An 18,094-nucleotide genomic window follows, 5' to 3' on the forward strand; every position below is an offset into this window, starting at 1 on the left:
GCTTTTTTCTGCATTTGAAACCCTGAAAATTAGATATTAGGGTGTTGCTTGAGCGTTTCTATCAGGCTGTTCATCTCAGCAAATGTGCCGATAGTGATGCGTAAGAAGTTATCGATGCCGGGCTTACTGAAGTGCCTCACTAGCAGATTGTTATGCCGCAAGTACTGCATCAGTTCTGCGCCACTGAGTGAGCGGTGGCGGGTAAACACGAAGTTTGTTTTTGATGGAATGACTTCAAATCCAAGCTGCTCAAGTGCATGACTACTCCATTCGCGGCACTCGATTATTTTTTGCGTGGTTTTTTCGAAGTATTCGATATCTTCCAAGGCAGCCACCGCGCCAGCAATGGCAATACTGTCTAATGGGTATGAATTAAATGAGTTTTTGACCCGTTCAAGTCCCGCGATTAAATCTTCATGACCGAGAGCAAAGCCAATTCTCAAGCCGGCTAGGCTGCGAGATTTTGAGAAGGTCTGAATAATCAGTACATTGTCATATCGACGTGTTAATTCGACCGCAGATGTGCCGCCAAAATCGATATAGGCTTCATCGACAATAACCAGTGATTCGGTATTTTTCTGCAGTAATGCCTCGATGGTCTCTAACGGGGTTAATCGACCGGTAGGAGCATTCGGGTTGGCAAAGATGATACCGCCGTTGGCTTGTTCATAGGCGGAGAAATCAATTTCAAACTGCTCGGTCAGTGGAATTTGACGGTAGTCGATGTCGTATAGGTTGCAATAGACATCGTAAAAACTATAGGTCGTTTCTGGCAGCAGTAGAGGTTTGTCTTGACGGAAAAACGCCATAAAAGCTAAAGCGAGTACTTCATCAGAGCCATTACCAACAAAAATATTCTGGTAGTTTAACTGGAAATGATCGGCTAGGGACTGTTTCAGTGCCGTGGCATCGGGATCGCAGTATAAGCGGAGGCGATCTTTGGGGTAGTTATTGATCGCCTCGGCCACCTTCGGTGATGGTGGATAAGGGTTTTCATTGGTATTTAGCTTTATCAGGTTATCAACTTTTGGCTGCTCTCCCGGAACATAGGGGGTCAGTTGATTGATAGCCGGGCTCCAGTATTTGCTCATGATTAAGGATAGATCGCTATATAGGGTGTTGGCATGAAGTGAACGGCGGGACGAGCGTTTCAAACAGCTCTATGCCGCGCGGTGATGCTTAGCATAGCAAATAGAGGATCATTGTTGCTATACCGTTACGCGATCTCTGCTTAGATTCTCTGTTGAGACAAGGAAAAGCGGCGATAAAAAAAACTGCCCGGTGGGAAGGGGGTCCACCGGGCAGTTCGGGTGCTGCATATTATGTTGATGTAACGATATAGAGAGCAATGTTCAGATAAAGTTCAGCCTAAAGTCATTTATTTTAGCGCTGCGGGGAAAAGTTTATCGGTCATCTGTAGCGATCACTTACAGCCCAAAAAAAACTGCTCGGCGGGAAGGGGTTCCGTCGAGCAGTTCGGGTGTAACCAATCATGTTGATGTATTAATTTAGAGACGCTTCCGCGAGTAAAGTTCATAAAAAAATAATTTTTTCTGAAAGTTTTTCTAAAAAATATCTATCTACTTGAATTTTAATGGTTTTATTGCTGCTTCTCACAGGTCTGAGTCTCAAGTTTTAGTTAACGAGCGCTTGTATTGATAGCCGGCTCCACGCGATCAGTGCCGATAGTTGTCTTGCTTAGGCGACATTTTAGCCTGTAGAGGGTGGATGTCAGTTCATCAGTATCGCGGTGATGTTGAAGAAATGACTTAACAGCGTTGAGCCCAAAGCTAAGATCCAGAGTAAAGCTTAGCGTTAAATCGAGTTATCTATAACGCGGTTGTTAGATCTTTTTTGTGCTAGCTATGTTGGCGTCAGTCAGTTGATTATCGGGCCTGAATGGTGGCGAGATGATGGCTAACTGATTAAGCCGTATGGGACTATTGTCGCTTAGTTAGATGTGCTGCATTGCGATAGGATAGCCCACAATTAATGCAACATCACTTTTAAGCTAGTAATCAAAGGAATCGTCATGGGCAATATGTCTAACTCCACACATGACCAACGATCAGTGCCACCCAATAATGAAAATGAACTGAATTATGAGCAGCAGCATCGGCCGAGTTCAGCGTTCAATACACGAGAAGAGTATTTAGAGCACGAATTGCAGATCATGGCGCCGAAGCGCTGGCGGCCTAATCTGCCTTTTAAAGATTATCGGTTTGAGTTAGAAGACAGTATCCCCGCAATGGCGGGTACCATTGGTAAAGTGGTGATGGTGGGTGCTATTGCCGCCACCTTTGCCGCACCACTTGGGTTGGATGAAAGTTTTATATTAGAAAACGTGCGCTATGAATTACTCATCGCGGCGTTCTTTATTATTATTTTTTCGGGCTTTCTCCTGCCCACGGCTAACTTAGCGGGTACGCATGGCCCGTTGATTCCTTTGATTCCTATCGTGGTGGCGGCAGGCGGTCACCCGATGGCATTTGGACTGCTCATCGGGGCATTTGGTTTGATGCTGGCCATCAGTAAAGGCGGGAGCATGCTGGCAAACCTAACGAGTAAAGGGGTTTGCGGTGGATTATTACTCTATCTTGGGTTCGTCGGCACCATGTCGCAGATTAAAAAGCTGCTTGCTTGGGGTGACGATATTGGCATGACGCACATTCCTTTCGTCGTCATTCTATGTACGATTCTATTGTATGCGTTGCTAGAGCATTGGCGAAAGCGTTGGTTAGCCGTACCGCTGAGTTGTTTACTGGGTGGTACCTTAGCTTTTGCGATGGGGGCGCCTTTTGAGTTTAAAACCGGTCCAGGCTTACCTAATCTAAATCCTATGTATTGGTGGGGTGAAAATTCAGGTTGGATGCTGGGTCTGCCAACCGTAGAAAGTTTTGTCGTCGTGCTGCCTTTCGCTATTTTAGCGGTGGCAATGTGGTCTCCGGATTTCTTAGGGCATCAAGTCTTTCAAAAAATTAGTTATCCGGAGCGCACGGAAAAGGTACAAATGAATATTGACGATACCATGACCAGTGCGTCGATTCGTCAAACCTTTGGTTCTTTGCTGGGTGGCGCTAACTTTGCTTCGTCATGGGGGACTTATATCGTACCGGCGGCGATCGCTAAGCGTCCGATTCCGGCCGGTGCTTTATTAACCGCACTGTTTTGTATCGTGGCGGGTCTATGGGGCTACCCAATGGACTTGGCGATCTGGCAACCCGTGCTGTGCGTTGCGTTAGTCGTAGGGGTGTTTATTCCGTTACTCGAAGCGGGTATGGAGATGACCCGTGAAGGTAAAACAACACAATCAGCCGCCATCGTCGTATTCGCATCGGCACTGGTTAACCCTGCTTTTGGTTGGTCGCTGACGATGCTGATTGATAACCTTGGTTTAGTTGGCTGTAAAGAGCGTAGTGCTGATCTCACCAAGATGACGCGCTGGATTATACCGGGCTGTATGTTTATTCTGCTAACAACCGTTATGGCGGCAGTCGGTATGTTACCGGGTATACCTGCGTTAATTCCTAGCTTTCAACATTAAACTCCAGAGGCTAAGCCTTATCGGCTTAGCCTAGCTTTATCACACGGCTTATTTTCTCAACTAGCTGACGCGGCTCATCAGTGATGTCTGTTGGTACGGGCAACTGTCGACATAGGCTATCTGCGACAGAGATAGTGCGATGCCGGCAACGCTGTGCTGGTGGGTCTCTGCAGTCAGCGTGATTATAATGGTGATCAATAGGGCTCTATGTCAATAAGCGTTCTATGTTGATAGGTCTGTGTTAATAAGGCTCTGTGTTAATAGGGCCTATGATGACGCAATAGCGCTGTGTGGCTAAAATCGTGGATGGCTATCCAATGCGCGCTAATGCTACCGCTCGTGAATGACTCAGAGGGTGTTAAGGGGCTTACTGATCGATGCTGATAAGGTAAAGCCGGCGGTTTGACCGGCTTTATGCTGCCGATCAGTTAATTAGTGAGAGAAACTCGCTACGGGTGGGTTGATTCTGACGAAATGAGCCAAGCATCATCGAGGTCTTCATACTGCTATTCTGCTTTTCGACGCCGCGCATCATCATGCACATATGTCGTGCTTCAACGACTACGCCAACACCCTCGGCGCCGGTGGCTTGCATGATGGCATCGGCGATCTGTTTGGTCATGTTTTCTTGAATTTGCAGACGGCGAGCAAACATATCGACGATACGGGCAATTTTAGAGAGACCGATAACTTGTCCCTTTGGGATGTAGCCGACATGGCATTTGCCGATGAACGGCAGCATATGGTGTTCACACATGGAATACAGCTCGATATCTTTAACGATAACCATTTCGCTGTTTTCAGTCGGGAAGAGTGCGCCATTAATCACTTCATCGAGGCTTTGCTCATAGCCTTGGGTGAGAAATTTCATCGCTTTAGCGGCGCGTTTAGGAGTATCGATCAAACCTTCTCGAGTGATATCTTCACCCAGTTGCTCGATAATGCTGGCAAATTCTTTTTCCATTACAGTGTGTAATCCTGTTTTGGGCTGTCTGATCTCTGTCAAACACCTAATCACACCATCGCTGGAGCGGTCATTATGACAGGGCCGTTAAAAAGTGTGCTAACTTACGTGAATAGTGCTCAGAGGTAAAGACTCTCGCCACTATTTACATGTAATTATGGCTTATTTGGCGCGTTTGAGTAACACATAAAGCGCACCGGTACCGCCATCTTTCGGCTGAGCGGATGTAAACGCGATGACCGGATGCATCTGTCGCAGCCAGTCGTTAACATAGGATTTCATCAAGGCGTGCTGACCCTCAACGCTGTTTGATTTACCGTGAATGACTTTGACACAGCGAAGTTGACGAATACTGCATTCACGAATAAAGCTGCCGAGCTCTGTGCGAGCGTCATCCAAGGTAAAGCCATGTAGGTCGAGTCCTGCGTCCCAAGGAATATGTCCCTGCTTGAGTCGTTTCATCAGTTTGAGTTGTACGCCGGGGGAGGCAAAAATCAGCTCATCATCGGTTTCAACGAGTTGCGTGACTTCTGAATTCAGGCCATCGACCACGAGTTCTTCATCGCGCACCGCCATCTGCCGTTTATAGCGACTGGTTTCATCATCCGCGAGTTTTAGCTTTTTTGGTGAGCCGCGTAGATCGGCGCGATCACTTTTTATCCGAGCGACCCCCTGCATCACGGCGGAGAAATCAATTTCATCGCTACCCTCAGTCGTCTGGGTGGCTGTATTTTGGTGCCGTTGGTTAGGCAGATCGTTTTCAGACATAGCGTTCGCAAACATTATTCATTAACATACACGGCCTGTAATAAAGCAGGCCTCAATCTGACGAATTATCCATCTAGATATGACCATCAATCAAGCACAGACCCTGAAAGAACTGCATACCATACGTGATTTTGTCCGTTTTAGCATGAGTCGTTTCTATGAACACGACCTCTATTATGGTCATGGTACCGATAATCCCTGGGATGAAGCGGTGCAATTAGTGCTTGGCGCGTTGCATCTGCCCTGGAATAGCAATCCAGAACTCCTAGATGCGCGGCTTACCGGCGATGAGAAACGACGGGTATTAGATTTTCTCGAGCAACGCGTGATTCAGCGTCGCCCTTTACCGTATATCATCGGTGAGGCTTGGTATGCCGGTATGCCGTTCTATGTTGATGAGCGGGTATTGATTCCCCGCTCACCGATTCAAGAGTTGATTGAACAACAATTTAGCCCTTGGCTTCGGGAAGGCCCGGTCGAGCGGATTTTGGATCTGTGCACCGGTAGCGGCTGCATCGGTATTGTCTGCGCCTATGCCTTTGAAGAGGCTGAGGTGGATTTGGCGGATATCTCCGCGGATGCACTTGACGTTGCACGGCGAAACATCAAACGGCATGAGCTGGATGAGCGGGTCACGGCGATCGAAAGCGATCTATTCAGCGCCTTAACCGGGCGCACTTATGATCTGATTGTCAGTAATCCACCGTATGTCGATAGGGATGATCTGGCCAGTATGCCGGATGAATATCAGCACGAGCCGGATCTGGCATTAGGCTCGGGACCGGATGGTTTAGATATCACTAAGCAGATCTTGCGTCAGGCGGCGCAATTTTTGACCGAGGACGGCTTGTTAGTGATTGAAGTGGGTAATAGCGAGGTACATCTGCAGCAGCAGTATCCACACATACCTTTTACTTGGCTAGAGCTAGCGCAAGGCGGTAATGGGGTGTTTCTGTTGACCGCAGTAGAGGTGCGACAGTATTGCAGCACAGTCTGAATGACTAGGGTATAATGCGCTAAATTTTTTGCTTTAAAATCGGGAACAGACGATGTCAGGAAACACCTACGGTAAGCTTTTTACGGTCACTACTTTCGGCGAAAGCCATGGCCCCGCGCTGGGCTGTATTATCGATGGTTGTCCTCCGGGGATTGCGTTGACAGAAGCCGATCTACAGCGTGATCTTGATCGCCGTAAACCGGGCACCTCACGACACACAACTCAACGTCGTGAAGCCGATGAGGTGAAAATACTGTCGGGTGTGTTTGAGGGTAAAACGACCGGTACACCGATCGGTTTGTTGATTGAAAATACCGATCAACGTTCAAAAGATTACGCCAACATCGAAGAGACCTTTCGTCCCGCGCATGCCGATTATGTTTATACCCATAAATATGGCTTTCGTGATTATCGCGGTGGGGGGCGTTCATCGGCCCGTGAAACGGCGATGCGAGTAGCGGCAGGCGCCGTCGCGAAGCAATTTTTAGCCCAGAAAGGGGTAACGGTCAAAGGTTATCTATCACAGTTAGGGCCGATTAAGATCGATGCCTTTGATTGGGATCAGGTCGAGCAAAATGCATTTTTCTGTCCCGATATCGATAAAGTCGCCGAGATGGAAGCGTATATGGATGCCCTGCGTAAAGAGGGTAACTCAGTGGGCGCTAAGATTTCAGTCTCAGCGACCGGCGTGCCGGTGGGATTAGGCGAACCTATTTTTGATCGTCTCGATGCGGAATTGGCCCATGCGCTGATGAGCATCAATGCGGTCAAAGGCGTTGAGATCGGTGATGGCTTTGCCTGTGTCGAACAGAAGGGCACGGAACACCGTGATGAGATGACCCCAGAAGGCTTCCTCTCTAACCATGCCGGTGGCATTCTCGGAGGTATTTCTACCGGACAGGAGATCACCGCACATATCGCGTTGAAGCCAACCTCCAGCCTGCGTCTCGCTGGGCAGAGTATTAATAGCCGAGGAGAATCTATTGAGGTGGTGACACAAGGTCGACATGATCCTTGTGTTGGTATTCGTGCGACACCGATAGCCGAGGCGATGATGGCGATTGTGCTGATGGATCATCTGCTACGGCATCGGGCACAAAATGCCGATGTGGTCTGTGAAACGCCGGTGTTAAAAGGTTAAAATCCCGCATTCGAATGTTTCTTAAGCCGCGGGGGGTGTGATCCGTTACGGGGCTTGAGTGAGTAAGTATTTTTAATGATGACGACAGAGTCGTCTTTAGTGGTGGATTCACGATGACAGTCTATAAAGAGACGCTTTATGATGGTTACGGACAGGCGTTTGATGTGCAAGAAGTGCTGTTTGAACAACAAACAGATTCTTGGCATCTGATTATTTTCCGCAACCCTCAATTCGGTACGGTAATGGCATTAGATGGCATTATTCAAACCACAGAGAAAGATGAGTTTATCTACCACGAGATGCTTACGCACGTGCCATTGATGGCCCATGGCAATGCTAAAAAGGTGTTGATCATCGGCGGTGGCGATGGCGGTATGCTGCGCGAAGTGTTGAAGCATCAATCGGTTGAGAGTGTGACTCAGGTTGAGATTGATCAAGCGGTGATCGATATGTGTGTTGAGCATCTGCCGAATCATTCTCAAGGAGCATTCGATAATCCACGGGCCAACATTGTTATTGCTGATGGCATTGACTATGTCTGTCAGACCGATGAAAAATATGATGTCATTATCTCGGATTGTACCGATCCGGTTGGACCCGGTGAGGTGCTGTTTAGCAGTCGCTTCTATGAAGGCTGTAAGCGCTGCTTGAACAATGGTGGTATCTTCGTTGCGCAGAACGGTGTGGTCTATATGCAGCCGGAAGAAGTGGTCACGACGCGTCAACGTTTGAGTCCCTATTTTAAAGATCAAACTTTCTACACGGCGGCCGTGCCAACCTATATTGGCGGTGCAATGACCTTTGCTTGGGGTTGTGATGATGCCGCTACACGGCAACTCGATGTTGAACAAATTGCCGAGCGCTTTAAAATGAGTGGCGTTAAAACGCGTTACTACAATCCGCAAATCCATGTCGGAAGCTTTGCTCTGCCGCAGTATATTCTTGAGAAGTTAGGCGACGCCTAATCTGCAAGGCTTTGAGCTGTCGACGAGTAGCGCCGGTCAATCCGGCCATCTCGATGCGAAAATCCATCGGTTGCATAAGTCGGTGGATTTTTGTTTCTACTGTCTGCCATCGCTATCGCGTTTACGCTGGACGGTTATTGTCAAGCAGGAGGCGTATTGACGCGGTAATGCAATGAATACCTACAGTCGCTTATCAGGCTTTTACTTTTTCTACTTTTCGTTACTCGGGGCGCTGGTGCCATATTGGAGCCTCTATCTGCAGTCGTTTGATTTTGATGCGCAAACGATTGGTGGATTGATGGCGATTTTAATGGCCTCACGCATTGTGGCGCCGAATCTCTGGGGTTGGTTAGCGGATCATAGTGGTCAACGCTTACGTATTGTGCGCTATGGTGCATTCTTTACCTGCCTGATGTTTATGTTGATTTTCTGGCAGGAAAGCGCGCTGGGTATCGCGATGGTGATGGCGGGCTTTAGCTTTTTTTGGAACGCCGTTTTGCCTCAGTTTGAAGTCTTAACGTTAACGCATCTGAAGGGGCGTGAAGAGCTATATAGCCGTATTCGCTTATGGGGCTCGGTTGGCTTTATTGTCGCGGTCATGGGTATCGGTGGCTTGCTGGATTGGCTGAGTATTCGGATGCTGCCGTGGATAATGTTGGGATTGATGGTGATGATCTGGTTATCGTCCCTCTGTGTCTCTGGCGAAAAGCAGCCGCATCAAGTAGGGGAGAGTGGCTTTTTACAGCAGTTGTTACGCCCTCAGGTGTTGGTGTTTTTTGTTATCTGTTTGTTAGTTCAATTTAGTCATGGGCCTTACTATACCTTCTACTCTGTGTTGCTGGATAGTCTTGGCTATAGTCGTACCGAGATCGGTATGCTTTGGTCGGTCGGTGTTATTGCTGAAGTCATTATCTTTATTGTCATGCCCAAGCTGATTGGTGGGTTGGGGTTGCGAACATTGATGATAATCAGCCTGCTGTTAAGTGGATTGCGCTGGCTGCTGATCGGCCTGATTCCAGAAAATCTGCCCTTAATGCTGTTTGCGCAAACGTTACATGCCGTTAGCTTTGGTGCGTTGCATGTGGTCGGTATTGCGCTGGTACATCATTACTTCTCTCCCTCGAATCACGGTCAGGGACAGGCGATGTTTAGTAGCTTAGGCTTTGGTGCAGGGGGCGCATTAGGGGCGTTATGCAGTGGTTTTATGTGGCAAACACTGGGGGCTGCGGCAACATTTGGCGTGGCTGCGGTGGCTATTTTGGTGGCGTTGTTTTTCGCAGTGGTATGGATAAAACCGGAAAATTGTGCAGTTACGAATCGGTAAATTTGTTTTGTGTCGTTGTTGGTATAGTATTAGGTTAGTAGCTAAGTAATTGAATCGTTGTTGCTCCGTTTTAGGCCGGTGCCATTCCGGTTGAGGTAGGTGGCTGATGAATTTTAAAATAGATGTCGATATGACGCCGGAAGAACTACGTAAAGTATTGGGATTACCGGATGTCGAGTCATTTCAGAAAGAGATGATGAATAAAATTCAGGAGCGCATGGATGCGGGTGTTGAGGGTTATGATCCTTTGACATTGTTTAAGCCTTACATGAACAGTGGGCTAGATTCGATGGATGCAATGCAAAAGATGCTGTTAAATTTGATGACCAGCTATACCAGCGGTCATAAAGGTTCAGATAAAAAATAAATAGCAGGGACGCCTTAAACCGCGCACCGTGTTGTTTGCTCGAATAACGGAACAGGTAGAGAGACACTATTTTGAGAATTCTCAGAAAATACACCAACCGCCGTCTTTACGATACATCGCGCAGTTGTTACATCACCTTAGAGGATGTTAAACAATTGGTGCTCAATCAGGAGAGTTTTCAGGTACAGGACTCTAAAACCGGTGCAGATCTCACCCGCAACATTCTTTTGCAAATCATTAGCGAGCAGGAAGCGCTGGGCCATGGCACGCTGTTGACTAATCAGGTATTGCAGCAATTAATCCGCTTTTATGGCGATAGTATGCAGGGGATGATGAGTCAATATCTCGAGCAGAGTATCGCCACCTTTATCGATCAGCAGGAGCGTATTCGTGAGCAGATGCAGAATATGATCGGCGCGGCTAATCCGCTTAATATGATGAATAAAATTGCCGATCAAAATATGGCGATGTGGAATATCTTTACTCCGCCAGAAGGTGAGGATCACACCGAAAAGAAGGCTAGCAACGATGCCGAAAACGCTAAAGACGATAAATAAAGTCGCTTCAGGCGGTTAAAATTAATCATGATGTTCAACAAAAACCCGCTCTAGATTCCCGAAAATCTTAGCGGGTTTTTTCTTGTTTGTGGCGGGATGACGGAGATTGTTTATTCTGTCGATACCGGTGAGTACGCAAACCGCATCAATATTGGGGCATGAGTCCTGGCGGATCACCGGCGCACCATGATGCGGTTCATACTTCACCGCTACCTTACGCAGCGGCGATTATTGCAAGGGTGTGGTGAGTGTGACTAGCCGTAGTCATTTGCACGTCGGCTTATAGATTTAAGTGTTGCTTTACTGCCATCAGGCCTTCTGCACCTGTCAGGGTTTTAACGCCTACTAGCCAGTCGTTTAGAATGGCAGGATTTTGTTTGATATACTTTTGCGCCGCAGCAGCGGGAGACAGGCCGTCAATCATAATGAAGCCCATCATCTCATTTTCCATCGCTAGGTTGAATTTCAAGTTATCTAGAAACTTACCGACATTGGCGCACTCTGCTTGGTAGCCTTTACGAGTGAGGGTCTGAATGCTAGCGCCTCCAAAGTCAGGGCCGAAGTACTTGTCACCGCCGGTCAGGTAGACAATATCAAAATTGGCGTTCATCGGGTGAGGTTCCCATCCAAGAAAAGCGATGAACTGATGACGCTTGATCTCACGTTTTACCTGACTCATGACGCCTTGCTCACCTGATTCAATCAATCGCCACTCAGTTAAGCCAAAATCGCCATTATCAATCATCTTCTGTAGTAACTGATTAGCTGGGGCACCGGCTTCGATACCGTAGATACGTTGTTTAAACTGATGCTTGAACTTAACCAGATCTGCAAAATCTTTGACGCCCGCTTCATAGGCATAACGTGGAACTGCCAGTGTGAATTTAGCACCGGTTAGGTTGTCGCCGACAACATCGATATCGCCGGGGGAGGCGTACTTATCGATAAATTTTTGTTGCGCTGGCATCCAGTTGCCTAAAAAGATATCAATCTCTTTATTTTTGAGGCCTTCAAAACCGATAGGCACGGCGAGCGTGCTAATTTCTGTTGTATACCCAAGGCCTTCTAGTACCGTGCTGGCTAGGGCGTTAGTTGAGCTGATATCTGACCAACCGGGATCGGTAAAACGCACGTTGTTGCATTGCTCTGGTTCAGCGGCTGCAGCATTCATAGCCAACAAACAGGCGGATAGACTAAGGGTCGTGATAAGTGTGTTTTTAAGAGTGTTAAGCATAGAACGTTCCTTTCGATGGCTAATCGGGAGAGTGCACAACATGCTGCTGTGATGGGCGGGCATTTTGTTGTGCATCTTTTCTAGGGTTGTTGATTCTTGTATTAGTCGCTCACTTGGGGGAAGCGCGCGCGTTTTTCCAGGTCATCGAGATCAATGTTGTTACGCATATACATAGTGCTAGCATCAAAAATGGGTTGATGATCCCATTTGGGCTCTTTGCCTTGTTTATGAGCGGCGGCAATCATTCGACGGCGCTTTTGGCTGATAATCACATCGCGAGTGATCGCATCAGAGTTCCAGCGTTCATTGGCTTCTGTTCGGAATGCATTAAGAAGCTCTGTGTGCTCAGCTCCTTCTGCTAAGTTGATGCGTTCTTGTGGGTCATCTTTCAGGTTGAACAGCTGATCGGGATCGGGCTGACTGCAGATATATTTGTAATCGCCTCGACGAATCATAAACATCGGTGCGATAACACCTTCGCCCATATACTCCCCGATCACTTCATCATGTCCCTCAGTACCGGTGAGGTGTGGCATCAAGCTACGACCATCAATAGGCATCGCGTAGTCGGGAGCGGTGCCGTGATTGGCGAGTTCTGCGAAGGTAGGCAATAGATCCATGGTAGAGATAGACGCATCGACACGTTTAGCATCGAAATGTTTGGGAGCACAAACCAGCATAGGTACCCGTGCGGACCACTCAAAATAGCTCATTTTGTACCACAAGCCACGTTCACCGAGCATGTCTCCATGGTCTCCGGAGAAGACGATAATGGTATTATCGCTTAAGCCTGTCTCTTCAAGGGTTTTGATCAACTTACCTATCTGATCATCTACATAGCTAATAGCTCCATAGTAAGCGCGTCGAGCATTACGAATCTGTTGATCAGAGATATTCTCTCGATCCATCTGATAGACGTGGAGTAAACGCTTAGAGTGAGGGTCCTGTTCTTCTGGTAGCAATTCGAACGAAGGTAGTTCAATTTCTTCATCGGTATACCGGTCCCAGTATTCTTGAGGGATGGCATAGGGATCGTGCGGGTGTGTCATCGATACAGTCAAGCAGAAAGGGCGATCATCAGAACCGCGGGCATGATCGAATAGGTATCGTTCTGCGTGAAAGACAACCTCATCATCGAAGTCCAGCTGATTGGTACGTAGGGTTGGGCCGGCTTGAGTCACCGAAGACATGTTGTGATACCAGGTTGGACGGCTTTCGAAGTCCTCCCAGTCAGGAAACCAGCCATAGTCAGCGGGATAAATATCGGTAGTCAGACGGTCTTCAAAGCCATGAAGTTGATCTGGGCCGCAGAAGTGCATCTTACCGGATAGCGCAGTGCGGTAGCCAGAGGAACGGAGGTAGTGTGCAAAGGTAGGAATATCGGCTGGAAATTCGGCAGCGTTATCGTAAGCGCCGATTTTACTGGGGAGTTGTCCAGTCATCAGTACATATCGACTCGGAGCACATAAAGGGCTGTTGCAATAGGCTGAATTAAACACGACCCCCTTTTCTGCTAATGCATCTAAGTGTGGTGTTTTAGCTGTTTTACCGCCGTACATTGACAATACTGGCGCTGCTAGCTGATCCGCCATGATGAATAAAATATTGGGTTGCTTTTGACTCATGTTATTTAAACCTTCCATATCTCGGTAAGTATCTGTTACCGTTTTTGTTATTGCATGAGCTAGATTTTTAACAGAATTGATATCGGTGTAAACAGGGTGAAAATTAATGACTAATATAAGTTGGTCTTATGATACTTTCTGAAAGATTACCTTCACTTCAGAGTTTGCTTTTCTTTGAAGCTGCAGCCAGACATAAAAGCTTTACCGGTGCAGCTCAAGAACTGAAGTCCACACAGTCTGCGGTAAGCCAGCAAATTAAAGGGCTAGAGCATAGTTTAGAGTTAACACTCTTTCGTCGTATCTATAGAGGCGTAGAGCTAACAGAGGAGGGTGTATACCTTTATGGTGCCGTGCAGCAGGGCTTTCAAGAAATTGTGAGCTGTCTGGAAAAGTTGCAAAAAAGTCGTTCTCATCAGGTTATAAATGTCGCGACTGATTTCGCTTTTGCCGCTTATTGGCTATTACCGCGCTTACCTAGGTTTCGTAAGTTGCATCCAGATATTGATGTGCGGATCATTACTTCTCAGGGGCAATATGACTTTTCAGGACAAAATGTCGATATAGCGATCGTATTTGATGGGCCGCAGCCGCCCCGAGACGTCGTATTTAAACTGTTTAATGAAACTGTTTTTCCCATCTGTAGTCCTGCCTTTCTCGAACAGTATGGAGCTGTCGTCAGCCACAAAAAACTGGCTACCCTACCGCTATTAAAGCTGGGGGCCGATGCCGGTCAGGGTTGGTTTGATTGGGCAAGTTACTTTCAAGGGCGGCGCAGTCAGATACAGCCGGGAGAGCCGGTGTTAACCTTTAATAATTATATGTTACTGATTCAGGCGGCTATTGCAGGACAGGGTATCGGGTTAGGCTGGGCAACGCTGGTGGACGATCTCATCAGCAGGGGGCTACTTGTCGGTCTCAATGAATTCAGCTTAAGCTCTGACAGTGGATACTATGTCATAGAGCCCAACCCTAATGAGGCGTTAAATGCAAAACAGAGTTTTATTAAATGGTTATCTGATGAGCGGGAAAAATAGGCAGCTTTGGTCGCGTTTATCAATCAAAAACGACCTAGAGTAGATCGCTTATTTGGCAAGATTTAACGTGATCAGAAATCGAAGTTCATGGCAATTTTGAATGCATTAGGGTCAGTATGTGCCATGCAGCGTATCATCCCATGCTATCCATTCAGCCCAGGCGAATACATTCTCATGTCGGTTGCGTTGGTAAGGGAGAATGAATGCCGTGAAATCGTTGTGACTGTGTCATCGGAAAAATCAGATACATCGAGAGTATAAAGGTTGTTTCCCGATGGAATGCCGACAAGGGGTGTTGGGCTAGCGGTAATAGTGGTTAACACTCAGCTGGAAAGAAGCTTCTTTATTATTATCAGCTCTAAGGTTCGTTATGGGGGCGATGTTTCATCCTTAGAGCATGTTCCGTCGTCGACCAGTATAGCCGGGCCGCTAAATAACAGAAAGTCTTCCAGCTTTCTGTAAACGTCGCTTAAGCTAATTAAAGAAATAAGCTAAGCTAATGTTAGCCTGATGATGCTAGGCTATCAAAGAGCGACGCGTGTCAATTGCTAAAGAGCGGAAAGAATGGGGTGTCATGATTCGTATAGGGAGGATCGCTTTTGTGTTGCAGCTTGATGGATAGTCTAACTGGTGAGCAAGTTCTGTTTTTGGGGTCATTAGCCGTATAGCGCTCTGACGGGGTGATCAAGGGATTATCACAGGACTATCCATGAAGCATTTACTTACTTTTAGTGACCGAGAAATACCAACGCAAACGCTGATAGACGCGCAAAGAGGTGATTTGAGGGTGGATTAAAATTCTTGTTCTCTGAGCGCGTACGATGTTAATTATCGAGTTGTATGCTCCGTGTTTAGCCTTTCTGTGATGTCGGGTCGGGTTTAATAACGCGCTTAATGGTGTTTCTGAACTTCACTGGCGAGGATTGAATCCGCATCTAGCGTGCGGATTGGAATATTCGTATTAGATGGAATCTGTCCGGCGAGTTGAAGCGCCAGGTAGCGCATACAGCAGACGCGTAAAAACGAGGTAAAGTTGCCTAGGTCATGTTCGGCATCAATCGACTCATGATAGAGACGGGTGAGCATCTGCGGAATATTAAGTTGATCGCGCCGTGCAATCGCTTCGAGGGTACTCCAGAAATAATTTTCCAAGCGCACGCTGGTCACCATGCCATCGATCCGTAGCGAGCGAGTGCTGCTTTTCCATAGTGTCGAGTCCGCTTTAATAAATAGTTTGCACATGGGTTAATTCCTATTTTTTATTATTGTATTGTTGCGGCTGTTCTCTGCGATGTTGTGTCGCCTAAGGAAGGTGCGAATAAGTCCGTTATGTTCTCTGCGGACATTAGAATGGTCAGATACGCGAAAGCCAGTGCAGCGAAATGTCTAGACCTTTTCAAGCTGGCTGACAAAGTAGATGACCATTCTAATATCCGCCCTTCGGGGCTTTCAGAGAAACGGGATCTCAGCGTTAACATTTTTCGACGTACAACCAGTATGCCTGTAACTGTTGCCTTGATCTCCAGCTTCTCTGTAAGCCAGAGGCGTAATTGACTTATTCGCACCTTCCCTAAGTGTTACGTCAGTATGCCGTAAAACGGCGGTCTTTGCAGATCGCCATTTAGCGTTCAGCGTGGGATTGGGCTATTTCAGTAGGGCTATAAACTGAGATAGCCAAGCTGGATGGGCCGGCCAAGCAGGGGCGGTGACCAGGTTGCCATCGGTGATCGCAGCATCAATGGCAATCTCGGCGAAGATGCCACCGGATTGATTGATTTCAGGCATGCAGGCTGGGTAGGCAGAGCATTTTTTATTCTGCAATACACCTGCGGCGGCCAGCAGTTGCGCGCCGTGACAGACGGCGGCAACGGGTTTGTTGGTAGTGAAAAAGTGGCGCACCATCGCTAATACATCGGTGTTCAGGCGCAGGTACTCCGGTGCACGACCACCGGGAATAATCAGCGCATCATAATCGGTAGGGTTGATGTCGGCAAAGGTCGCATTCAGTGTAAAGTTATGTCCCCGTTTCTCGGTATAGGTCTGATCGCCTTCGAAATCGTGTATGGCGGTGGCAACGGTGTCGCCGCTAATCTTATCGGGGCAAACCGCATCGACAGTGTGGCCGACGGCTAACAGCGTTTGGAAAGGCACCATGGTTTCATAGTCTTCGGTAAAATCACCGGTAATCATTAGTATCTTTTTATGGCTCATAACAAACTCCTAGGTCGTGCTGATTATTGTTGTTTGTCACAAGGTAGCAGTTCGAAAGGAGAGGCGGGTATTAGCTGAATACTACAGTCGTATTGACTCGTTTATTGCAGTGCAATGGGTATGTTACTCGATAATCGTTTACCGGCATGAACGAAGAGCTCAAAACAAACATCGGTATTAAGGCGTAGCGTTATCAATGCTCATTCAAACCGTTATGAGGCGAGTGTTAGGTTTGTTGGGGTAAAATCGTAGGATTAAGCATTGGCAATGCTGAATCAGCCTACGGGGTTTGTTTAATTGCGAGCGCAGGGATGTTGGTAGGGGGTAAGCGCAAGAGTCATGACTATTACGCTAATCAGTTGTTAGCTGTCTGTTAACTTGGCCCTCTGAGCAGCCCCCTGAGCAGGGGGCGTTTGAGCAATGACCTTTTCTAACTTACTTGCGGCTCATATCGGGCATATTGCGACCGTAGAAAATCTCTGACATCTCTTTGTAGAGACGTTCGGTAATCTCTTCAATCTCTTGATCGGTCAGGTCGGCAGTGGTGGTACCAAACAGGTAAGTGTTGAGATCGACATCATTGAGCATCATCTTGGTGTGAAAGATGTTCTCTTGGTAGACGTTCACATCAACCAATTGATACTGATCGCGAATATCTTGGCTGATAAAGTTTTGAATCGAGTTAATATCGTGATCGATATAATGCTTAACGCCGTTAACGTCGCGGGTGAAGCCGCGGATGCGGTAGTCAACGGTAACGATATCGGAGTCTAACTGATGAATCAGATAGTTGAGTGCTTTGAGTGGCGAAATAATGCCACAGGTAGAGACCTCAATATCGGCACGGAAAGTACAGATGCCATCGTCGGGGTGTGCTTCTGGGTAGGTGTGTACACAGATATGGCTTTTATCGAGGTGAGCGACCACCGATTCAGGCAGTGGTCCCGGTTTTTCGGTGGTATCGACGTTGTCAGAATCTTTAATTGGCTCTTCTGCCACCAGAATGGTCACGCTAGCACCCTGAGGCTCGTAGTCTTGACGAGCAACATTCAAGACGGTTGCACCAATAATCTCGCAAGCTTCTGTCAGAATCTCGGTCAGACGGTCGGCATTATACTGTTCATCGATATATTCGATGTACTCAGCTTTTTGCTTTGGCGTCTGCGCATAACAGATATCATAAAGGCAGAAACTTAGACTCTTGGTGAGGTTGTTAAACCCCTGCAGTTTGATTTTCCCATTAGATGGCAACTTCGTAAACTCCGGCTAAAACCATGCGGTTTTTTGTTAACGACAAAAGAAAGCCGGATTTTAGATGAGAAACCCAGTGGAAAAAAGCGAATTTTTTATTATTAACGGTTAG

General features: G+C 47.3%; 16 protein-coding genes. 8 read left to right on the forward strand and 8 right to left on the reverse strand.

Annotation, left to right across the window (positions count from 1 at the left end):
- Window positions 1-29: 29 nt before the first annotated feature.
- The gene (gene hisC / locus Q4488_RS12375) at window positions 30-1,091 is read right to left on the reverse strand and encodes a histidinol-phosphate transaminase (protein ID WP_303580832.1); all 1,062 of its coding nucleotides are present in this window, start codon (window positions 1,089-1,091) and stop codon (window positions 30-32) included.
- A 950-nt stretch (window positions 1,092-2,041) separates the two neighbouring features.
- On the opposite strand from hisC, the gene Q4488_RS12380 reads away from it, so the two are divergent.
- Window positions 2,042-3,544, forward strand: coding sequence for a DUF3360 family protein (locus Q4488_RS12380; protein WP_303580787.1), 1,503 nt, complete (start codon window positions 2,042-2,044; stop codon window positions 3,542-3,544).
- A gap of 424 nt (window positions 3,545-3,968) precedes the next feature.
- On the opposite strand, the gene folE is transcribed toward Q4488_RS12380, so the two are convergent.
- Window positions 3,969-4,508 carry a GTP cyclohydrolase I FolE gene (gene folE / locus Q4488_RS12385; protein WP_303580788.1) on the reverse strand — a complete coding sequence of 180 codons (540 nt, stop codon included), beginning with the start codon at window positions 4,506-4,508 and terminating at the stop codon, window positions 3,969-3,971.
- A gap of 162 nt (window positions 4,509-4,670) precedes the next feature.
- Complete coding sequence (locus Q4488_RS12390; protein WP_303580789.1) at window positions 4,671-5,276, reverse strand: Smr/MutS family protein; 606 nt, start codon at window positions 5,274-5,276, stop codon at window positions 4,671-4,673.
- Window positions 5,277-5,355: 79 nt separating this feature from the next.
- Between Q4488_RS12390 and prmB the strand changes: the two genes are divergently transcribed.
- The 6 genes from prmB to phaR all read left to right on the forward strand — a co-directional run bounded on the left by prmB (window position 5,356) and on the right by phaR (window position 10,627).
- A complete protein-coding gene (gene prmB, locus Q4488_RS12395) occupies window positions 5,356-6,273 on the forward strand; it encodes a 50S ribosomal protein L3 N(5)-glutamine methyltransferase (protein ID WP_303580790.1) in 918 nt (305 codons plus the stop codon).
- Between the two features lie 52 nt (window positions 6,274-6,325).
- Window positions 6,326-7,414: a chorismate synthase gene (gene aroC / locus Q4488_RS12400; RefSeq protein ID WP_303580791.1), complete on the forward strand. Its 1,089-nt coding sequence runs from the start codon at window positions 6,326-6,328 to the stop codon at window positions 7,412-7,414.
- Window positions 7,415-7,527: 113 nt separating this feature from the next.
- Window positions 7,528-8,379, forward strand: coding sequence for a polyamine aminopropyltransferase (gene speE, locus Q4488_RS12405; RefSeq protein ID WP_303580792.1), 852 nt, complete (start codon window positions 7,528-7,530; stop codon window positions 8,377-8,379).
- Window positions 8,380-8,551: 172 nt separating this feature from the next.
- Window positions 8,552-9,703, forward strand: a complete 1,152-nt coding sequence (locus Q4488_RS12410; protein ID WP_303580793.1) for an MFS transporter — start codon at window positions 8,552-8,554, stop codon at window positions 9,701-9,703.
- A gap of 106 nt (window positions 9,704-9,809) precedes the next feature.
- Window positions 9,810-10,070 carry a DUF6489 family protein gene (locus Q4488_RS12415; RefSeq protein WP_303580794.1) on the forward strand — a complete coding sequence of 87 codons (261 nt, stop codon included), beginning with the start codon at window positions 9,810-9,812 and terminating at the stop codon, window positions 10,068-10,070.
- A 71-nt stretch (window positions 10,071-10,141) separates the two neighbouring features.
- Window positions 10,142-10,627: a polyhydroxyalkanoate synthesis repressor PhaR gene (gene phaR / locus Q4488_RS12420; RefSeq protein ID WP_303580795.1), complete on the forward strand. Its 486-nt coding sequence runs from the start codon at window positions 10,142-10,144 to the stop codon at window positions 10,625-10,627.
- A 280-nt stretch (window positions 10,628-10,907) separates the two neighbouring features.
- Here the strand turns inward: phaR and choX are convergent, their stop codons facing one another.
- Together choX and betC are read right to left on the reverse strand one after the other, a co-directional pair.
- Window positions 10,908-11,861: a choline ABC transporter substrate-binding protein gene (gene choX / locus Q4488_RS12425; RefSeq protein WP_303580796.1), complete on the reverse strand. Its 954-nt coding sequence runs from the start codon at window positions 11,859-11,861 to the stop codon at window positions 10,908-10,910.
- A 101-nt stretch (window positions 11,862-11,962) separates the two neighbouring features.
- Window positions 11,963-13,486 (reverse strand): choline-sulfatase, encoded by a 1,524-nt coding sequence (gene betC, locus Q4488_RS12430; protein ID WP_303580797.1) that lies wholly within the window; start codon window positions 13,484-13,486, stop codon window positions 11,963-11,965.
- A gap of 128 nt (window positions 13,487-13,614) precedes the next feature.
- Here betC and Q4488_RS12435 point away from each other — a divergent pair, with 128 nt between their 5' ends.
- On the forward strand, window positions 13,615-14,520 hold the full coding sequence (locus Q4488_RS12435) for a LysR substrate-binding domain-containing protein (protein ID WP_303580798.1): 906 nt from the start codon (window positions 13,615-13,617) through the stop codon (window positions 14,518-14,520).
- Between the two features lie 891 nt (window positions 14,521-15,411).
- On the opposite strand, the gene Q4488_RS12440 is transcribed toward Q4488_RS12435, so the two are convergent.
- The 3 genes from Q4488_RS12440 to speD form a co-directional block, all read right to left on the reverse strand.
- Window positions 15,412-15,762 carry a ribbon-helix-helix domain-containing protein gene (locus Q4488_RS12440; protein WP_303580799.1) on the reverse strand — a complete coding sequence of 117 codons (351 nt, stop codon included), beginning with the start codon at window positions 15,760-15,762 and terminating at the stop codon, window positions 15,412-15,414.
- 402 nt (window positions 15,763-16,164) lie between these two features.
- Entirely contained in the window at window positions 16,165-16,731 is a 567-nt protein-coding gene (locus Q4488_RS12445; RefSeq protein WP_303580800.1) for a DJ-1/PfpI family protein, read from the reverse strand.
- A 435-nt stretch (window positions 16,732-17,166) separates the two neighbouring features.
- A complete protein-coding gene (speD, locus tag Q4488_RS12450; protein ID WP_303580801.1) occupies window positions 17,167-17,982 on the reverse strand; it encodes an adenosylmethionine decarboxylase in 816 nt (271 codons plus the stop codon).
- Window positions 17,983-18,094 lie beyond the last annotated feature (112 nt).

Origin of the sequence: Amphritea sp. 1_MG-2023 (assembly GCF_030547545.1) — a bacterium.
Classification (GTDB): Bacteria; Pseudomonadota; Gammaproteobacteria; order Pseudomonadales; family Balneatricaceae; genus Amphritea.